The following is a 17,239-nucleotide window of genomic DNA, read 5'->3' as shown; positions in this document are numbered from 1 at the left end:
TGAAAAGTCACCCACGACACGGCGTGGAGAGAGCCATCTCATCCATCGGCGTGACGTGGATCATGCTCCACCCTGGCCACGAACACGCACCGACAGGCGCTCTCCGCCGGGGATGGCCCGGGCCTTGCGAGGGGTGCCGGGCATGAACACAGCAAAATTCGTCCTGCTGCTGCCTCTCTCGATCGCCGCTGCGGCCGGCTGCGATCGAGCGGAAGGCACGACTCGCTCGGACGGCAATCCCGCAGTTCCAGGCGAGATCGCCCAGCGGGCGAACAACCCCACGACGGCCGCCGACAACACAGGCAAGAACGATCGCGATCGCGATCCCGCCGCGCTGACCCCCGGGGACCAGGGCGAGAACGAGGCCGATCGCACGATCACCCAGAAGATCCGGCAGGCGGTGATCGCGAACGACGCGCTCTCGATGAGCGCGAAGAACGTCAAGATCATCACGACGGGGCAGGTGGTGACGCTGCGCGGCCCGGTGAAGAGCGACAAGGAGAAGGCCGACATCGCCGCCATCGCCCTCGGGATCCCGGGTGTGCAGAGGGTCGATAACCAGCTCGAAGTCGACGTTGACTGAACCGACACGAACGGTCCGAAAGGAAGACGACACCATGGCAACGAAGAAAGCGGTCCTTGGCCTCGTGAGCACGCTCGCTCAGGCAGACATCATCGTCGGCGATCTCCAGCGCGCCGGCTTCATGACCGGCGACATCTCGGCGCTCTTCCCCGACAAGCACGGGACGCGGGACTTCGCGCACGAGAAGCACACGAAGGCGCCCGAGGGCGCGACGGCGGGCGCCAGCGCGGGCGGCGCGGTCGGCGGGACCCTCGGGCTGCTCGCCGGCATCGGCGCCCTCGCCATCCCGGGGCTCGGGCCGTTCATCGCGGCCGGCCCCATCATGGCCGCGCTGAGCGGCGCCGCCGCAGGCGCCGCGCTCGGCGGCGTGACCGGCGCCCTGATCGGGCTCGGCATCCCCGAGGTCGAGGCCAAGCAGTACGAGGGCAAGATCAAGGGCGGCAACATCCTCATCTCCGTCCACGTCGAGGACAGCAACGAGCGCGCGCTCGCCAAGCAGATCCTCGAGCGCGGCGGCGCGACCGACGTCGCGGTCCTCACCGAAGAGGGGATCTCGTCGAAGCAGAGAGCCGTCGCCTGAGCGTGACGCTCTGTCATCCAACCTGATCTCGGGCAGCTGCCCGCCTGACGCCGCGCATCGGCCGGTGTCAGGCGGGCAGCCGCTCGAGGTCGAGCTCGTCCGACGGCGTGATGTCGGCCTTGAGGAAGCGCTGCATCTGCCGGAGCGCGTGGCCGTTGTCCTCTTCCGTCTCGGAGGCCAGGCAGTCCGACGGGACGAGCAGCCGGTAATCGCGCATGTAGGCGTCGTTCGCCGTGAACAGGACGCAGATGTTCCCCGCCATGCCGGTGAGGAGGAGCGTCTGCGCGCCGAGCGACTCGAGCAGGATCTCCAGCGTGGTGCCGTAGAAGCCGGAGTGCTTGGGCTTGAGCACGAAATAATCGTCCTCTCCAGGCCGCAGCAGCGCCGCGATCTCGCGGCCGCGCACGCCCTCTTCCAGGCAGTGCTCGATCTGACGGTGGAAGTTGGATTGCCAGCGGCCGAAGTTGTCGTTCACGTAGACCGCCGGGATGCCGGCGTCGCGACACCGCTGCTTCAGCGCCCGGATGCGGTGCGCCATCGGGAGCGCGTGGGCGAGCAGCCGATCACCTCCCTGGAAGTCCAGATCGTTGATCACGTCGATGAGGAGCAGCGCTGTCCGGCTCTCGTCCGGCGCGGCGCCGTGAAGATCGTGGGAACGCCGAGGCATGTCGTGCGCCGGTTATATACTGCGGGCGAGGGCGCGTGGGGCAGCGATCACCGCCGATCACCGCCGCGCCCGGTCCGCCGTGGCGAAACGCGACCTCGGCCGTGGCAACGCGCGGCAGGAGGCGCGGGATCAGCGATGCCCCCAGGCGGCCAGGACGGGCGCGCGGCGCAGGATCAGCGAGGACGCGTCGTCGGCCGCCGGCTTGCATTGCTCGCCATGACGGACCTGGCGCGGGCCCCTCGGTTCGCCTTCCGGGTCGAAGGAGCGCACATGCCTCGCAGCATCTGGAAAGGGAGTATCAGCTTCGGGCTCGTGCAGATCCCGGTGGCCCTCTACCCCGCCGAGGAGCCCGACGAGCTCCACTTCACGCAGCTCGACAGGCGCACCATGGGGCCGATCCGCTACGAGCGCGTGAACCGGGAGACGGGCGAGCCGGTGAGCTGGGACGATATCGTCCGCGGCTATCCCTACGAGAAGGGCGAGTATGTCGTCCTGTCCGACGAGGACCTGCGCCGCGCGAACGTGGAGGCGACGCAGACCGTGGACATCCTCGATTTCGTCGACGCCTCGGAGATCGACCCGATCTACTACGACAAACCGTACTTCCTCGCTCCCGCGTCCCAGAACGGCAAGAAGCGATCGCCGGTGACGGCGTATGTCCTCCTGCGCGAGGCGCTGCGGAAGACGGGCAAGGTCGGTATCGCGAAGGTCGTGATCCGGACGCGCGAGCACATCGCCGCGGTGAGGCCGCACGGCAGAGGGCTCATGCTGAACCTGCTCCGGTTCGCGCACGAGCTCCGCTCCGACGAGGAGCTCGACCTGCCCGAGATGGACGCCCAGGGAAAGGGGCTCGGCAAGCGGGAGCTGGAGATGGCGGAGCGGCTGGTGGCCGAGATGGCCACCGCGTGGGAGCCGGAGAAATACAAGGACGAGTACCGCGACGACGTGATGAAGCTCATCGAGAAGAAGGTGAAATCCGGCCGCACGACGGCGCCCGCGGAGCCTGTCGAGGAAGAGCGCCACCGCCGCGCCACCGGCACGGTGGACCTCATCGCGCTGCTCAAGAAGAGCCTCGGACAGAAGGGCGAGAAGGCCGCGAACGACGAAGCGAAAGACGGCGCGAAAAACGGTGCGAAAGACGGTGAGAAGAACGGCAGAAGAGCGCCGGAAGAAGGCGGCAAGTCCAGGGTGCGAAAGGCGGAGGCCCCGAAGCGGAAGGGCGGCAGCTCGCGTCGGGCCGCGTAGCCCGCACGGAGAAGCGGCCTGCACGGTGCCCGCCGGTCTGACCGGGGGCGCAGAGGAGGGTAGAGCGAGATCATGCGCCCCAAGTATCCGGCGGACGTCACGGCGGCTTTTCTCGAGCTGCAGGGGCAGCCCCCGCTCGCGGCGCAGAAGCTGGCTCCCGGCGCCCGCGTCGCCGCCGACGAGGCGCCGCCCTCCTTCGCCGCGATCCTGACGCAGCTCATCGAGACGCTGTTCTTCGCGTCCATGGCGACGGAGGAGGGGCGGCTCAACCCGATCGGCGTCGTGTTCGCCGAGCACCTCGCCGAGTTCGAGTCCGGAGAGCCCGCGTGGGATCTCGTGCGGTTCGGGTCCCCGGTGGCGTTCGACGCGGAGCACCTGGCCAACCTGGGTCCGGCGAGCGCGTGGCCGCGCGCCTTCCTGGCCGTGGTGCCGCTCGATGGGTCGCTCGCCGTCGCCGGCATCGCGGTGCCGCACGGCCGGCCGTCGTTCGCGCTCGATCAGCTCGTGCGCGTCGTCGCCCCGAAGCCCGGCGTCGTGGCCGTGTACCGCGGCGAATGGGAGGTCGTCCGTTACGAGCGCGGCGCCGTGCGGACGTGGATGCCCAAGAACCGGCCGCTGCTCGACTCCATCGAGCGGACCGTCGCGCGGGACCAGGCGAGCGCGCTCGCCCGCAACGTGCGCGGCTACCTGCTGCGCATCGTCGAGGGGATGGTCGAGCTCGGTCGCGGCGGGCTCCTCGTCGTCCTGGGGCCGGGCGAGGGCCTGCCGCAGCTCTTCGGGGAAGAGGGCAATCAGCTCGACACCGAGGTGAAGCGGCTGGCCCCTGCCCTGTGCCTCGGCTCTGCCATCCTCGACCTCGCCGGCGCGCACGAGGCCTACCTGCCGGACGGGCCATGCCCGCCGTCCGTGGGGAGGCCAGCGCCGCGCGACTCGCAGCACGCGCTGCAGAGATCCGAGCGCGTCAGCCGGCTGCTCGAGCTCATCGTGCGGCTGACGACCGTCGACGGCGCGGTCGTGATGAGCCACGCCCTCGACGTGCTCGCGTTCGGCGCGAAGCTGCCGCCTCCGCGGGCGATCATCTCCGAGGTCTTCGCCGCCACCCCCGACCAGCGGATGGACGCGAGCCTGAGCCTCGACGCGCGCGGCACCCGCCACCGCGCGGCCGCGGCGTTCGTCGCGGGGTACCCGGAGCGGATCGCCTTCATCGTCTCCCAGGACGGCAACGCGGCGACGTTCCAGGAGATCGAGGGGAAGGTCGTCTACTGGCCCCTCTAAGGAATTATTTTGCAGCCCTTTTCTGAGGAGAAATTGAACAGGGAGGCGGGGAGACAGGGAGTATTTCGAAGATTTCCTCCCCGTCTCCCCGTCTCCCTGTGAATTTTCCGGAGAATTTGAGGGATGCCTCAGCTGACCGCTGTAACGACGTGCGATATCAAAGATGCCGCAGGATGGCCGCAGGCATCTGCTCGAGCGGCGCCGCGGTCGCGGCCAGCCCGGCCTCCAGCACGCGGCGGGGCATGCCGTAAACGACGCAGGACGACTCGGCCTCCGCAAGGATCCTCCCGCCCGCCGCGCGGATCGCCCGGGAGCCCTCCAGGCCGTCGTCCCCCATGCCCGTCAGCACGACCCCGAGCACGCCCGGCCCGAACTCGGCCGCGGCGCTCGCGAAGAGCAGATCCACCGACGGGCAATAGAGGGACGCGCCGGCCGTCGCCGGGAAGCAGACGCTGGCGCGCGTCAGGTTGCGCCGGACCTCGATGTGCGTCCCCCCGCGCGCGAGGACCACGAGCCCGGGCCGGAGCGGGAGGCCGTCCGACGCCTCGACGATCGAGAGCGCGCTCCCGTCGTCGAGGCGGCGCGCCAGCGATTCCGTGTAACCAGGAGGGATGTGCAGCGCGACGACGATGGGGACCGGGAACCCGGCGGGCATCGCCGCGAGGAGGCGCGTCAGCGCCAGCGGGCCGCCGGTCGAGGCGCCGATCACGACGAGCCGCGTGCGCGAGAGCGCCGGGATCGCGCCGGGCGCGGGCGGCGGGGCGAGCGGCGGCTCCACGCGGTGGACCTTCGCCTCGGCGGCGGCGAGCACCTTGCGGACCAGCTCGTCCGCGAGGCCGAAGAGGCGATCGGTCGCGAGCGCCGTCGGCTTCTCGATGAGATCCGTCGCGCCCTCCTGGAGCGCCCTGACCCCGACATCGCTGTCCGCGTCGGCGCTGCTGACGACGATCACCCGCGGCGCGCCCTGGCGCGGCAACGACGCGAGCACGCCGAGGCCGTCGAGGTTCGGCATCACGAGATCCAGCGTGACGACATCCGGCTTGTAGCGCGCGATCTTCTCCAGCGCGTCGAGGCCGTCCATGGCCGTGTCGACGACCTCGATCGAGGAGCTCGCGCCGAGGACCTGCCGCAGCACCTTGCGCACGAAGGCCGAGTCGTCGACCACGAGCACGCGGACCGCGGGGCGCCTCATGGCTCCACGTTCCGGTACAGGAACACGCCGCCCCGCTCCTCGCAGGCGAGCGCGGTGCCGAGCCTGAAGAGCGACTCGGAGACCCCGACCAGGAGGATCCCGCCCGCGGAGAGCGTCCCCGAGAGGTTCTTGACCACCCACCGCGCCGTGTTGTCGTGGAAGTAGATGAGCACGTTGCGGCAGACCACGACGTCGAGCTGCCCGAGCGACGCGACCTGGGACGCGTCGAGCAGGTTGATCCGCCGCCAGTCGATCGCCCGCCGCAGCTCGGCGCTCACGACGACGCGCTCGGGCGTCACCTGCAGCCACCGCTCGGCGAACGGAGGCGGCGGGGCGTTGCTCCGGAGCGAGCGCGGCCCGTGCACGCCGCCCTGGGCCCGCGAGAGCGCCCGCGCGCTGATGTCGCTCGCGATGAGCTCGACCTTGTCGAGCAGGCCCCGCTCGGCCAGGAGCATCGCGAGCGTGAGCGGCTCCTCGCCGCTCGAGCAGGCCGCCGACCAGATCCGCGGCCGGCCGCCCGCCGCCACGCGCGGCGCGACGAACTCCGAGACCGCGAGCTCGAGCTGCGCGAGCTCGCGGAAGAAGTACGTCTCGCCCACGACCAGCCCGTCGATCAGCGCGTCCATCTCGGCCGCGCCCCCCGGGTCGTAGCGGAGGAAGTAGTAGTAATCGAGCAGCGAGTCGAAGCCGGCGTCGAGGGCGCGCGCCGACAGCTTGTCGCCGAGCAGCTCGCGATCGCCCGCGTCGTAGTGGAAGCCGATCTTCTCGGCGACGAGCGCGCTGAAGATCGCGAAGACCTGCGGAGAGATGGGGAGGCGGCTCGTCATGCCCACGGGATCAGGCCCACTGCGCGAGGACGGACGCGGACACGCGCCGCACCTCGGGATCTGGATCAGTCCGCGCGGCGCGCTCGACCGCCGCGAAGCCCTCGCGGGTGGCCACCGCGGCGAGCGTCGTGGCGGCCGCCTTCCGCGCCGGCGCGCGCGGCAGCCGGAGCGCCTCGAGGAGCGCGGCGTGCGCCCCGGGGAGCCGCATCCGCGCGAGCGCCGCGGTCAGGAGCGGCGAGAGCTCGTCGTCCGCCGTCCCCAGCGCGTCGAGGATGCCCTCGATCCGGCCCGGCACGGGCGTCGAGAGCGCGGCGAGGAGCGGCCCCTGCGCCCGCGACGTGACGAGCAGCGCGACCAGGGTCCTCGTCGCCTCGACGCCGGGCCGCCCGGCGATGAAGCTGGTCGCGGCCGCCTGCACGCTCTCGTCGGAGTCGCTCGCCGCCCGCACGAGCGCGGGCAGGACCTCGGGCGACGAGAAGCCGGAGATGGCCGAGACCGCGACCAGCCGGGTCGCCACGTCCGGGGACGAGAGCGCGTCGAGCAACGTCGGCAGCGACGCCTCCCGCCCCGCGATGCCGAGCCCGATCAGCGCCGACCGCCGCATGTCCGTGTCGCCGTCCCGGGCCGCCTGCTCCAGCGCCGCGAGCGCGAGATCGCCCTTGATCCCCGACAGCGCCTCGATCGCCGCCACGCGCACCTGGCCGCTCTCGTCCCGGAGCCGCTCGGCGATGACCCCTGCCGCCGCCTCCCACCCGAGCTTCCCCAGCGACTGGCAGGCGTAGTACCGGACCCACGCGTCGCCGTCGCCCAGCCCCGCGAGGAGCGCGTCGATCACGCGGGGATCCCGGCGCGACTGCCCGAGCGCCCGCATCGCCACGGCCCGGATCCGCGCCGCGGGATCGGCCGCGACCGCGACGAGCGCGTCGAGCGCCGCCGGCGCCGCGAGGGACGCGAGGCCATGGATCGCCTGCTCGCGCGCCCGCACGTCGGGGTCGCCGAGGCTGTCGAGGAAGACCGGCAGCGCCGACGGAGGCGCGAGGTGCCCGAGGATCCGGAGGGCCGTCCGCCGCGCGGCCGGGGCCCCGTCGCGGGCCGCGGCGAGCGCGAGCGCCTCGACGTCCGGGCCGCCGAGGCCCTGGATCGCGGTCGTCGCGGCGTGGACCACGCGGGGGCTCGGGTCGTCGAGGACCTGGAACAGCGCGCGCGCCGAGCCGGGCTCCGCGATGCGCGCGAGCGCGTCGCACGCCGCGGCGCGGACCTCCGCGTCCGGATCGGCGAGGCAGCGCTCCACGTCGCCCGCGGCCGCGACGCCCCGGACGAGCGGCAGGAGCAGGAGCCTGCGCGCGCTGTCGCCGTCGCGCAGCGCCGCGAGCACCCGGGGGTCCGCGCTCCGCGAGAGCTGGCCGAGCGCCTCCGCGGCGGCGCTCGCGACGGGAGGATCGGCGTCGAGCAGGCGCGTCAGCTCGAGCAGGGCCTCCTCGCCCCCGATCGCGCCGAGCACGCTGCAGAGGGCGGCCTGCTCGGCCGGATCCGCGCCCGCGAGGCTCTGGGAGAGCCGCCGCGCCACGCCGGGCGCCGGCGCCTCGCTCCGGAGCGCCTCGTCGATCGGCGCGACCGTCGCGTAGCGCTCGCGGTACCGCTCGCGCAGCTCGGCGAGCGCCGCCGCGGCGACACGCACGACGCCGTCGCTCGGCCGCCCGAGGAGGCGCACCAGCGGCGCCGCGGCGCCGCGGCTGCCGGTGCGGCCGAGCGCCCGCGCCGCCTCGAGCACGTAGCGCGGATCCTCGAGGAGGACCGCCAGCGGGCCGATCGCGCGCGGGTCGCCGCTCCGGCCCAGCACGTCGATCGCGGGGAAGACACGGAAGAAATTTCCGCTCGAGACGGCATCCACGAGCGAGTCGACAGCGGACCTGCCGCCGACCCGGCCGAGCGCCTCGATCGCGGCGACCGCGACGTTGTCGTCGGGGTGCGACGTGAGCTCCGCGAGCCGGGGGACGGCCTTCGCGCTGCCGCGGCGGCCGAGGATCTGCGCCGCGTCGGCGACGAGCGCGGGGCGAGGATCCAGGGTCAGCGCGAGCACGGCGACGTCGACGTCGCCCAGCGACGCGACGAGCGCGTCGACCGTGGCGGCGATGCGCGCCTCGCTGTCGCGCCGGGAGGAGAGGCACGCGCAGAGGGGGTGGACGGCCGCGTCGCCGAGCGCCGCGAGCGACGCGACGACGGCCCGCCGCACGGTCCAGCTCGGATCCGCGAGCATCTCGATGAGCTCAGGCGCCCCCGGAGGCCCCGAGGCGGCGAGCCGCTCGACCTGCTCGACGCGCTGCCGCTCCGCGTCCGAGACCGCGGGCGCGTGTCGACGAGCGATCATGCCGTCTCCGGCGCGGGGTGCGGCGTCCCGTTCGCCTTGATGTGGGCGACGGCGTGGGCGACCGTCGCGACGACGCCCGCGACCGCGTCCGCGTGCTCCGCGCTCGCCAGCCGGATCCTGCCGAGCTGATCGAGCACCTGGCCTGCGTCGCTCGCGATCGCGCCGGTGTCCCTCGCGTGCCTGGCCGTGGAGGCGAGCAGCTCCCGGACCGGGTCGCGCAGCCGCGAGAGCGAGGCGGCGTGCTGCTCGCTCCGGGTCGAGAGCTCACCCACCCCCTTCTCGGCGGCCTGGAGCGACGACGTGTGCCGGTTCGCGCCCGACGCGAGGGCCGCGATCGCCTCCGCCTGATCGGCCACGGCCCGCGCCGTTTGCCTGGCGATCCGGCGCACGGACTCCCCCTCCTTCGCGAGGGACGCCGTCGCCTTGCCCTGGTCCGCCATGGCAGCGGTCACCGCCGCCGCGAGCCGCGCGACCTGGCGGGCGGACGCCTCCAGCTGCTTCGCCGCCCGCGCCTGCTCGCCGGTGCTCCGCGCCGACTGGGCCGACAGCCGCCGGATGTCGTCCATGGCGCGCGCGATCTCGTTCGCGCCGCCCGCCTGCTCCGCGAGGCCGGCGACCATGCGCTGCGACGCGCCCGAGACCTCCTGCGTGAGCGCGGTGATCCCGGCCAGGGCGCGGGTCTGCTCGACCATCGCGACGCTGGTCTGCTGGGTCAGCGCGCGCATCTGCGCGGCGACCTTGGCGAGCTGCGACGCCCCCGTCGCCTGCTCGTCCATCGCCCGCGACACCCGCTCGGCGCTGGACGTGAGCTGCGCGTTGGCCTTCACGGCGTCCCGCAGCGCGCGCGCCTGCTCGGCGGTCGCGTCCTTCGTCTGCCGGGCCATGCGCCGCATCTCCGCGCTGCCCTGCGCGAGCGACTGGATCGCCTTGGTCTGCTCGGCCGCGGAGCGCGCGACCGCCCTGCCCTCGTCGCTCATGCGCGACGCCGTCTGGGTCAGGGAGGCCACCGCCTGCACCTGATCGGCGTTCGCCCGGTCGATGTCGCGGATCGAGCGGCCGAGCTCCTCGACCCCCTGCAGGATGGACGTGAGCGCCCGATCGGCGTCGCTCGCGAGCCGGGTCCCCTCGTCCGCGACCTTCACGCCCTCGCTCGAGGCGGCCACCGCCTCCCGGGCGCTCGCCTGGAGCGCGCGGACGATCTTGGCGATCTCGGCGCTCGAGACGGCGGCCCGATCGGCGAGGTTGCGGATCTCCTCGGCGACGACGGCGAAGCCGCGGCCGTGCTCCCCCGCGCGCGCGGCCTCGATGCTGGCGTTGAGCGAGAGGAGGTTCGTGCGGTCGGCGATCAGGTTGATCGTCTGGACGATGTCGCCGATCTCCTCCGCCCGCTTGCCCATCTCCTTCATGACCGACGCGGAGTCGGCCATCGCCTGCCGGATGCTCCCGAGCCCGGCGATGGACCTGCCGACCGTCGCGGCGCCCTGGCGCGCGGTCGCGACCCCCTGCTCGGCGGTCGCGCGCGCGGTCTCGACGATGGCGACGATCCGCCGCGTCGAGGCCTCGACCTGCGACGACGTGGCGGCGTTGCCGGCCGCGAGCCCGCTGATCTGCTCGGCGCTCTGCGCGACCTGCTGCGCGGTCCGCGCGAGCTCCTCGGCGGCGACGGCGTTCGCCTCGACGGTCGCGGCGTTCTTCTCGGCGGTGGCCGCGACCTCCTCGACCGAGCTCGCGATCTCCGTGATCGTGCTCGCGGTCGTCGACGTGCTCGAGTCGAGCGCCTTCGCGCTCTCGGCCACCCCGCGGATCGACCGCGCCATCTGCTCGGCGGTCGCCGCGGTCTCCTCGACCGCGCTCGCCATCTCGATCGCGTCCTTCGCGACGCGATCGAGGGAGCCGCTCACGCCGACGACGGTCCCCGCCATGGTCGAGATCTGCGCCCCGACCCCCTTGGCGTCGCTCGAGAGGCGCGCGACGCCCTTCGACATCTCCTCGATGGTGGCCCCGATCTCCTCGATGGCCGCGGCGTTGCTCTCGCCGCGGGCCGCCGCCTCGTCGGCGGATCCGCTCGTCACGGAGACCGACCCGAGGAGCTCCTCGCTGGAGGACGCGAGCTCCTCGGCGCTGGCGCTCACCGCCTTCACCGAGCGGGCGATCTCCTCGAGCGCCGCCGCGGTCGTCTCCGCCGACGCGGCGAGCGTCTCGGCGTCGCCCTTCACGTTCGCGAGCGCGGGGGCGAGCGCGCCGATGCCGCTCGCCATGCCCTCGGTCCCCCTCACGACCTCGATGACGGCGTCGCCCACCCGCTGCCCGGAGCGGGCGAGCGCCTGGGCGGCCGACCCGGCCTCCTCGAGCTCGCCCGCGAGCGCCCCCGCCATGGCCCCCTGCTCCCTGCCGGCCGCGGCCTGCTCGGCGCCGAGGGCGGCGAGCCGCGCGGCCGCCTGCTCGACGCCGGCGACGGTCGCGACCGCCTGACGGAGCGCGCGCTCGGTCTGCTCCGCCCGCGCGAGCGCGCCGTCGATGTCCGCGATTGCATCAGATGCCATGATCCTGCTCCTCACCGATGATCCTGCCGACGTCGACGAGCATGACGAGGCGCTCCCCGAGCTTCGCGACGGCCCTGACGAACCCGGCGCTCTCCTCCGCCATGACCTCGGGGGGCGGCCTCAGCTCGCCCTCGGCGATGTTGACGACCTCGCGCGCGCTGTCCACCAGGAGGCCCACGGTGCGGCCGCCGCAATGAACGACGATGACGCGCGAGTCCAGCGTCGGCTCCGCGCTCGGGAGCCCGAAGCGGACGCGCAGATCCACGACCGGGACCACGCGGCCCCGGATCTGCACCAGGCCGCCGACGTACGATCGCGCCCCCGGCACCCGGGTCGCCCCGGCGAACGACTCCATGTGGAGCACGTCCGCCGCCGAGATGACGTACTCGGTGTCCGCCACCTTCAGGACCACGTGCAGATCGCTCACGAGGCCACCCGGGCGAGCGCGCCGCGGCCGCCGCGGCCAGCGGAGACCCTGCCGCTGAGGGTCACGAGGTCGAGGACGAGCGTGGGGCGCCCGTCGCCGAGATCCGTCGAGCCCGACACGCCCGGCACCCGGACGAGCGGGTCCTCGAGCGGCCGCACGACCACCTCCTGCTGGCCGATCACGCGGGTCACGCCGAACGCGAAGGGCGCGCCGTGGCGACGGACGACGAGCGCCCTGCGCGCCGGCGAGGCCCCGAGCTCGAAGAGGGCGCCGAGATCGACGAGGGGCACGACCTCGCCGCGGCGCTCGATCAACATGGTCCCGCCCCGCGCTTCGCCGGGCGCCGGCAGCCTGGTCCCGCCCCGCGCTTCGCCCAGGGCTGGCGACATCGCCCCGCCCCGCGCTTCGCCCGGCGCTGGGCCGCGAATGATGCGCGCGGCGTCGATCTCCACGACCTCCTCGACGCCCGCGACGGGCGTCACGAACAGCTGGTCACCGCACAGGAAGGAGAAGGCGTCCACGATGGTCAACGTGAGCGGGATCCGGAGGGTGAAGGTGGTGCCGGCGCGGGGCGACGTGCTCACCGAGAGCTCCCCGCTGAGCTGCTCCACGGCGATGCGGCGCACGATGTCCATCCCGAGCCCGCGGCCGCTGGTCTTCGTCGCCTTGTCGAGCGTCGACAGCCCGGGGAGCGTGATGAGGTCGAGCAGCGCCGCGTCGCTCTCGGGCGCGGGGCGGCCGGCCCGCCTCGCGACCAGCGCGCGATCGATGCCGCGGCCGTCGTCGGCGACGCTGAGCTCGAGCTGATTGCTGGAGCGCTCGAAGCAGGAGACCCGGACGACGCCCTCCTCGGGCTTGCCGAGGCGCCGCCGCTCGGCGGGCGGCTCGATCGCGTGATCGACGGCGTTGCGGAGCAGGTGCACGATCGCAGGGAAGACGCGCTCCGCGACCGCCTTGTCGAGCTCGGCCTTGCCGGCGTCGATCTCGAGCCGGACCTGCTTGCCGGTCGCGCGGCCAAGGCCGCGGACGACGAGCGGCACGCGCTCGAGGAGCTCCGCCACGGAGATCATGCGCGCGCGCATGATGGCGCCGCGGAGGTCGCGCAGCGTCCGGTCGTGCTCACGCAGGATCTCCGACAGATCGCGGGTGTCGACCCCGCGGGCGCGCAGCTCGGCGGCCGCCCGAGCGAGCCGGAACCGCGTCACGACCAGCGCCGACAGCTTGTCGAGCGCGTCGTCGAGGCGCGCCACCTCGACGCGGACGACGCCTCGGAGCTGGGGCTCCCGGTCCGCTGGCTCGTCCGGCTCGCGCTCCGCCAGCGCCGCGACGGCCGGCGGGACGGGGGGCTCCACGGTGAGCGCGCGGACGCCATCCGCCGCCGCCGCGCGCGCGATCTCCTCGTCGGTCGCGCTCGTGAGGACGAGGAGCGCGAAGGCGATGCCGCCCGGCGCGCCATCGCTGGCCGGCACCGAGAGCGGGATGACCTTGACGATCTCGGCGAGCTTGCCGACGCGCTCGCGGACGGTCGTGATGTTCACCCCCTCGGCGGTGCGCGCCGGCGAGGGGACGAAGTCGACCCGCAGCGCGCGCCGCCCGCCGGCCACGCCCTGCGCGAGCTGCACCCGCTCGCCGGGCCCGAGCTTCGCGAGGATCTCGGGATCGGCGCCGATGATCGGCACGGGCGGCGACGGCGCGGCGGCGAGATCGAGCGCGTTGAGCGCGGCGAGGAGCTCGGGCGCCGCCGGCAGCACCGGCTTGCCCTCGGCGAGGGCCCGCGCCCGCTCCTCGATGGACCGGAGCCCGCGGAGCAGCACCTCGATCGACGCGGCGGAGAGGCTCCCGGCCGCCCGGTCCGCCGCCCGGAGCACGGTCTCCATCGCGTGGGCGAGATCCACAATCGGCTCCACGCCGACCATGGCGGAGAGGCCCTTGATGGTGTGAAGAGCGCGGAAGAGCTCCCGGATCGCCTTGGGGCTCGACTCGCCGCCGCGGAGGGCCGCCTCGGCGGCGAGGAGGTTGGCCGTCGACGCGGAGAGGTGCTCTTCCACCTCGACGAGGTAGCCGGCCACGAACTCGTTTACATCGAGCGCGCCGCCCATCCGGTCATCCGGCGCTGGCGACGCTGTCCTGCAGGAGCGCGCGCACGCTGGCCAGGATGGCGTCGGGAGTGAAGGGCTTCGTCATGAACTCCGACGCCCCCGCGGCGAGCGCGCGGGCGCGAGACTCCTCATCACCCCGGGTCGTCACCACCAGGATCGGCAGGCTCCGCAGCCTGTCTTGACCCCGGATGAACTCGATCACCTCGAGTCCCCCGATATCGGGCATGTTCAGGTCGAGCACCACGAGATCGAACGGCCTGAGCGAGAGCGTCTCAATCGCCTCGAGCCCGCTGGCCGCGTGCGCGAACCCGTGCTGCTCTGCCCGGAGGCAGGCCACCACCATCTCGCGCATCACCCGGCTGTCATCGACGACGAGGATCTCTGCCACAGCGGTGCTCGGTCGAGGGAATAGCCTTTCCGAATGCTGGGTGTCAATCGCGCTTGTGCGTCCGTGCCAGAATCAGGGAACTCCTGTCGGACACGTCCCGAGCTTCGGATGCCACGCTCGGGCGGCCAGGCGCCGCCCGCGCGTCGAGGAACGCCAGTGTGCCAGCGAACGTCGGCGCACGCGAACGCCATCGCCATGACAGACGTCGATGGAACCCGGCGAGCGCTGGGCGATGCGTGGCCGTGGCGCAATGACCAGAAGCAACCTGACGCGACCTGACGCGCCAGACGCGACCGGAAGCAACCGACGCACACAGGCAGAAGAGGGCAACAGGGCGCCTTTCATCGTATTAGGCTTGCATCGTCGCGGGCTCTCCCTCAGATGAGACTGGGCGGTAAAGATGCTTGCGGAACCAACGCTTCTCCGCGCCCCCACCCCGTCCCGCCCCGAGAGGCGCCGCCCTGTGGCGATATGCCTCACGGCCCCTGCTGCTCCTGGAGAACCATGAATCGGCCAATGACGATGGACTTCGTGCTCGCCGACGCCGCGCGCGACGCGAACGGCCCGCCCCGGCGCCCGGCGCCGGCCGCGGGGCGAGGCGTCCGGGAGGGGGGCATGGAGCCTCCGCCGAGCGAGCACGCGCAGCGTGGGGTGGTGTGGATCCTCGACGATTCGTTGCTGGAGGCCGAGATGGCCGCGCGCGCCCTCGCGCCAGGGTACGAGGCCCAGGTCTTCACGGACGCCGCCGCGATGCTCGAGCGCGTGGCGGGGAGCGATCTGCCGGACGTCCTCGTGCTCGACCAGGTGATGCCGGGCCTGTCCGGCACCGAGATCTGTAGTCTCTTGCGGTCGCGCGCCGCCACGGTCGGGCTCCCGATCCTCATCCTGACCGTGGCCGGGCAGGAGGAGGACCTCGTCGAGGGGCTCACCGCGGGCGCCGACGACTACGTGGTCAAGCCCTGCCCGGCGGCCGCGCTGTCGGCGCGCGTCGGTGCGCTCCTTCGCACGAAGCGTCTCCGCGAGCGGGCCGAGCGGGCCGAGCGGATCGCGGCGGTGGAGCGCGATCTGCTGCGGGCGCTCATCGAGCAGAGCGGCGACGGCATCATGGCAGCGGACGCGCGCGGGGCGCTCCGCATCTGCAACGGCGAGGCCCAGCGACAGCACGGGGTATACGAGAGCGACGTGCTCGAGTCGCTCCGGACCCGCGGGCTGCTCGCGCTGGACGGCCGGCCGCTGCGCCCCGACGAGGACCCGCTCCACCGCGCGCTCCGGGGCGAGAAGGTCGAGAACGCGCGCTGGCTCGTCACGCGCCCGGACGGCTCCATCCGCGCCCTCGCCGGGACGGCATCGCCGCTCAGGCACGCCGACGGCTCGCCCGCGGGCGCGGTGCTGATCACCCGCGACGAGACCGACGCGATCGAGGCGGAGCGGGCGCTCCGGGACAGCGAGGAGCGCTATCGCGTCATCATCAGCGCGCTCGAGGAGGGCATCACGCTCCAGGACGAGCGCGGCGTCATCCGCACCGCGAACGCGAGCGCCGAGCGGATCCTGGGCCTGCCCATGGCCCAGCTCGTCGGGTCCACGATGCTGGGCCCGTCGTGTCGGCTCGTCCGCGAGGACGGCTCGACATTCCCTTTCGAGATGGTCCCCTCGCAGATCGCGCTGCGGACCGGCGCGCCCCAGTCGGGCGTCCTCCTCGGCCTGGAGCGGCAGGGCGGCTCGGTCGTGTGGCTCTCGGTGAACGCGCAGCCGCTCCGCGGCGCGGACGGCTCGGTGGCCGGCGTCGTCTCCTCGTTCTTCGACATCACGGCGCGAAAGCGCGCGGAGGAGGAGCGGCAAGACCTGCTCGCCGCGGCGCAGTCCGCCCGGCGGGAGGCCGAGGCCGCGAGCCACCTGAAGGACGAGTTCCTGGCGACGATGAGCCACGAGCTCCGCACGCCGCTCACGGCGGTCCTCGGCTGGGTCCGGATGCTGCGCACCGGCAAGCTCCCCGAGGAGCGCCGTGACAAGGCGCTGGAGACGGTGGAGCGCAACGCCCAGGCGCAGGCGCAGCTCATCGACGATCTGCTCGACATCTCGCGCATCATGGCCGGCAAGCTCCGGCTGGACGTCCATCCGATCGAGCTCATGCCGGTGATCGACGCCGCCCTCGAGGTCGTGCGGCCGGCCGCCGACGCCAAGGGGGTGCGGCTCCAGTCGCACCTCGAGCCCGGCGTGGGCGCCGTCGCGGGCGACGCGGGCCGGCTGCAGCAGGTCGTCTGGAACCTGCTCAACAACGCGGTGAAGTTCACGCCGCGGGGCGGCGTGGTGCGCATCCGGCTCGATCGCGCCGACGGGTCCGCCGAGATCACCGTGTCCGACACCGGCCAGGGCATCGAGCCGGCGTTCTTGCCTTACGTGTTCGAGCAGTTCCGGCAGGCCGAGAGCGGCACGACCCGCAGGCACGGCGGCCTGGGCCTCGGGCTCACGATCGTGAAGAGCCTCGTGGAGATGCACGGCGGCACGGCCCACGCGCTGAGCGACGGGGAGGGTCGGGGCGCCATGTTCGTCGTCCAGCTGCCGCTCGCGGCGCCGCCGAGCCACGACCGGGGGCGCCGGCTGGCGCCGCTGCCGTCCGCCTCCTCCGGGAGCGACCGCCCGCCGGAGCTCGCGGAGCTGAACGTGCTCGTGGTCGAGGACGAGGACGACACGCGCGAGCTCCTCGTCACGATGCTCGAGCAGTGCGGCGCGCGCGTGACGGCCGTGTCGTCCGCCGCCGAGGCGCTGCTCGCGGTGAAGGCGCTGCAGCCCGACGTGCTCGTGTCCGACGTCGCGATGCCCGGCGAGGACGGCTACGTGCTGATCCGCAAGATCCGCGCGCTCCCGGCGGCGAGCGGGGGGCGCACCCCGGCGATCGCGCTCACCGCCTATGCGCGCACCGAGGATCGCATGCGCGCATTGCGGGCAGGGTTCAACACCCATGTCCCGAAGCCCATCGAGCCGGCGGAGCTGCTCGCGGTGCTCACGACCATGTGCGGATCGAGGGCGGGCTCCTAGGCCGCATGC

General features: G+C 73.3%; 13 protein-coding genes. 5 read left to right on the top strand and 8 right to left on the bottom strand.

Translation table 11 applies throughout. The features are described 5' to 3' along the window. Nucleotides 1-142 precede the first annotated feature (142 nt). Together WMF46_RS14460 and WMF46_RS14455 are read left to right on the top strand one after the other, a co-directional pair. On the top strand, nucleotides 143-583 hold the full coding sequence (locus WMF46_RS14460) for a BON domain-containing protein (protein ID WP_437986142.1): 441 nt from the start codon (nucleotides 143-145) through the stop codon (nucleotides 581-583). Between the two features lie 34 nt (nucleotides 584-617). Beyond that, entirely contained in the window at nucleotides 618-1,163 is a 546-nt protein-coding gene (locus tag WMF46_RS14455; RefSeq protein WP_437552490.1) for a DUF3341 domain-containing protein, read from the top strand. A 67-nt stretch (nucleotides 1,164-1,230) separates the two neighbouring features. Here WMF46_RS14455 and WMF46_RS14450 read toward each other — a convergent pair whose 3' ends face one another. Then, on the bottom strand, nucleotides 1,231-1,830 hold the full coding sequence (locus WMF46_RS14450) for a cysteine hydrolase family protein (RefSeq protein ID WP_437986141.1): 600 nt from the start codon (nucleotides 1,828-1,830) through the stop codon (nucleotides 1,231-1,233). 270 nt (nucleotides 1,831-2,100) lie between these two features. Between WMF46_RS14450 and WMF46_RS14445 the strand changes: the two genes are divergently transcribed. Both WMF46_RS14445 and WMF46_RS14440 read left to right on the top strand, forming a co-directional pair. Then, nucleotides 2,101-3,075 (top strand): Ku protein, encoded by a 975-nt coding sequence (locus WMF46_RS14445; protein WP_437986140.1) that lies wholly within the window; start codon nucleotides 2,101-2,103, stop codon nucleotides 3,073-3,075. Between the two features lie 72 nt (nucleotides 3,076-3,147). Beyond that, nucleotides 3,148-4,350, top strand: coding sequence for a putative sensor domain DACNV-containing protein (locus tag WMF46_RS14440; protein WP_437986139.1), 1,203 nt, complete (start codon nucleotides 3,148-3,150; stop codon nucleotides 4,348-4,350). Nucleotides 4,351-4,507: 157 nt separating this feature from the next. Here the strand turns inward: WMF46_RS14440 and cheB are convergent, their stop codons facing one another. Genes cheB through WMF46_RS14405 form a run of 7 tightly spaced genes read right to left on the bottom strand, consistent with a single transcriptional unit; the run spans nucleotide 4,508 to nucleotide 14,194 of the window. Further along, the gene (cheB, locus tag WMF46_RS14435) at nucleotides 4,508-5,542 is read right to left on the bottom strand and encodes a chemotaxis-specific protein-glutamate methyltransferase CheB (RefSeq protein WP_437986138.1); all 1,035 of its coding nucleotides are present in this window, start codon (nucleotides 5,540-5,542) and stop codon (nucleotides 4,508-4,510) included. Continuing rightward, entirely contained in the window at nucleotides 5,539-6,369 is an 831-nt protein-coding gene (locus WMF46_RS14430) for a CheR family methyltransferase (RefSeq protein WP_437986137.1), read from the bottom strand. The genes cheB and WMF46_RS14430 overlap by 4 nt, the downstream gene beginning before the upstream one ends. Before the next feature lie 10 nt (nucleotides 6,370-6,379). Further along, nucleotides 6,380-8,737 (bottom strand): HEAT repeat domain-containing protein, encoded by a 2,358-nt coding sequence (locus tag WMF46_RS14425; protein WP_437986136.1) that lies wholly within the window; start codon nucleotides 8,735-8,737, stop codon nucleotides 6,380-6,382. Continuing rightward, nucleotides 8,734-11,280 (bottom strand): methyl-accepting chemotaxis protein, encoded by a 2,547-nt coding sequence (locus tag WMF46_RS14420; protein WP_437986135.1) that lies wholly within the window; start codon nucleotides 11,278-11,280, stop codon nucleotides 8,734-8,736. The genes WMF46_RS14425 and WMF46_RS14420 overlap by 4 nt, the downstream gene beginning before the upstream one ends. Continuing rightward, nucleotides 11,270-11,707: a chemotaxis protein CheW gene (locus WMF46_RS14415; RefSeq protein ID WP_437986134.1), complete on the bottom strand. Its 438-nt coding sequence runs from the start codon at nucleotides 11,705-11,707 to the stop codon at nucleotides 11,270-11,272. The genes WMF46_RS14420 and WMF46_RS14415 overlap by 11 nt, the downstream gene beginning before the upstream one ends. Further along, on the bottom strand, nucleotides 11,704-13,806 hold the full coding sequence (locus WMF46_RS14410; protein ID WP_437986133.1) for a chemotaxis protein CheA: 2,103 nt from the start codon (nucleotides 13,804-13,806) through the stop codon (nucleotides 11,704-11,706). Before WMF46_RS14410 ends, WMF46_RS14415 begins: the two co-directional genes overlap by 4 nt. Nucleotides 13,807-13,810: 4 nt before the next feature. Continuing rightward, nucleotides 13,811-14,194: a response regulator transcription factor gene (locus WMF46_RS14405; RefSeq protein WP_437299695.1), complete on the bottom strand. Its 384-nt coding sequence runs from the start codon at nucleotides 14,192-14,194 to the stop codon at nucleotides 13,811-13,813. Between the two features lie 516 nt (nucleotides 14,195-14,710). On the opposite strand from WMF46_RS14405, the gene WMF46_RS14400 reads away from it, so the two are divergent. Further along, nucleotides 14,711-17,230, top strand: coding sequence for a hybrid sensor histidine kinase/response regulator (locus tag WMF46_RS14400; RefSeq protein WP_437986132.1), 2,520 nt, complete (start codon nucleotides 14,711-14,713; stop codon nucleotides 17,228-17,230). Nucleotides 17,231-17,239 lie beyond the last annotated feature (9 nt).

This window comes from Sorangium sp. So ce117 (genome assembly GCF_051524395.1).
GTDB classification, from domain to species: Bacteria; Myxococcota_A; Polyangia; order Polyangiales; family Polyangiaceae; genus Sorangium; species Sorangium cellulosum_B.
This window is presented reverse-complemented; position numbering and strand designations above follow the sequence as displayed.

Coding starts and splice junctions, on each gene's coding strand:
- WMF46_RS14460 (WP_437986142.1), top strand. CDS start 143: ATGAACACAGCAAAATTCGTCCTGCTGCTGCCTCTCTCGATCGCCGCT.
- WMF46_RS14455 (WP_437552490.1), top strand. CDS start 618: ATGGCAACGAAGAAAGCGGTCCTTGGCCTCGTGAGCACGCTCGCTCAG.
- WMF46_RS14450 (WP_437986141.1), bottom strand. CDS start 1,830: ATGCCTCGGCGTTCCCACGATCTTCACGGCGCCGCGCCGGACGAGAGC.
- WMF46_RS14445 (WP_437986140.1), top strand. CDS start 2,101: ATGCCTCGCAGCATCTGGAAAGGGAGTATCAGCTTCGGGCTCGTGCAG.
- WMF46_RS14440 (WP_437986139.1), top strand. CDS start 3,148: ATGCGCCCCAAGTATCCGGCGGACGTCACGGCGGCTTTTCTCGAGCTG.
- cheB (WP_437986138.1), bottom strand. CDS start 5,542: ATGAGGCGCCCCGCGGTCCGCGTGCTCGTGGTCGACGACTCGGCCTTC.
- WMF46_RS14430 (WP_437986137.1), bottom strand. CDS start 6,369: ATGACGAGCCGCCTCCCCATCTCTCCGCAGGTCTTCGCGATCTTCAGC.
- WMF46_RS14425 (WP_437986136.1), bottom strand. CDS start 8,737: ATGATCGCTCGTCGACACGCGCCCGCGGTCTCGGACGCGGAGCGGCAG.
- WMF46_RS14420 (WP_437986135.1), bottom strand. CDS start 11,280: ATGGCATCTGATGCAATCGCGGACATCGACGGCGCGCTCGCGCGGGCG.
- WMF46_RS14410 (WP_437986133.1), bottom strand. CDS start 13,806: ATGGGCGGCGCGCTCGATGTAAACGAGTTCGTGGCCGGCTACCTCGTC.
- WMF46_RS14400 (WP_437986132.1), top strand. CDS start 14,711: ATGACGATGGACTTCGTGCTCGCCGACGCCGCGCGCGACGCGAACGGC.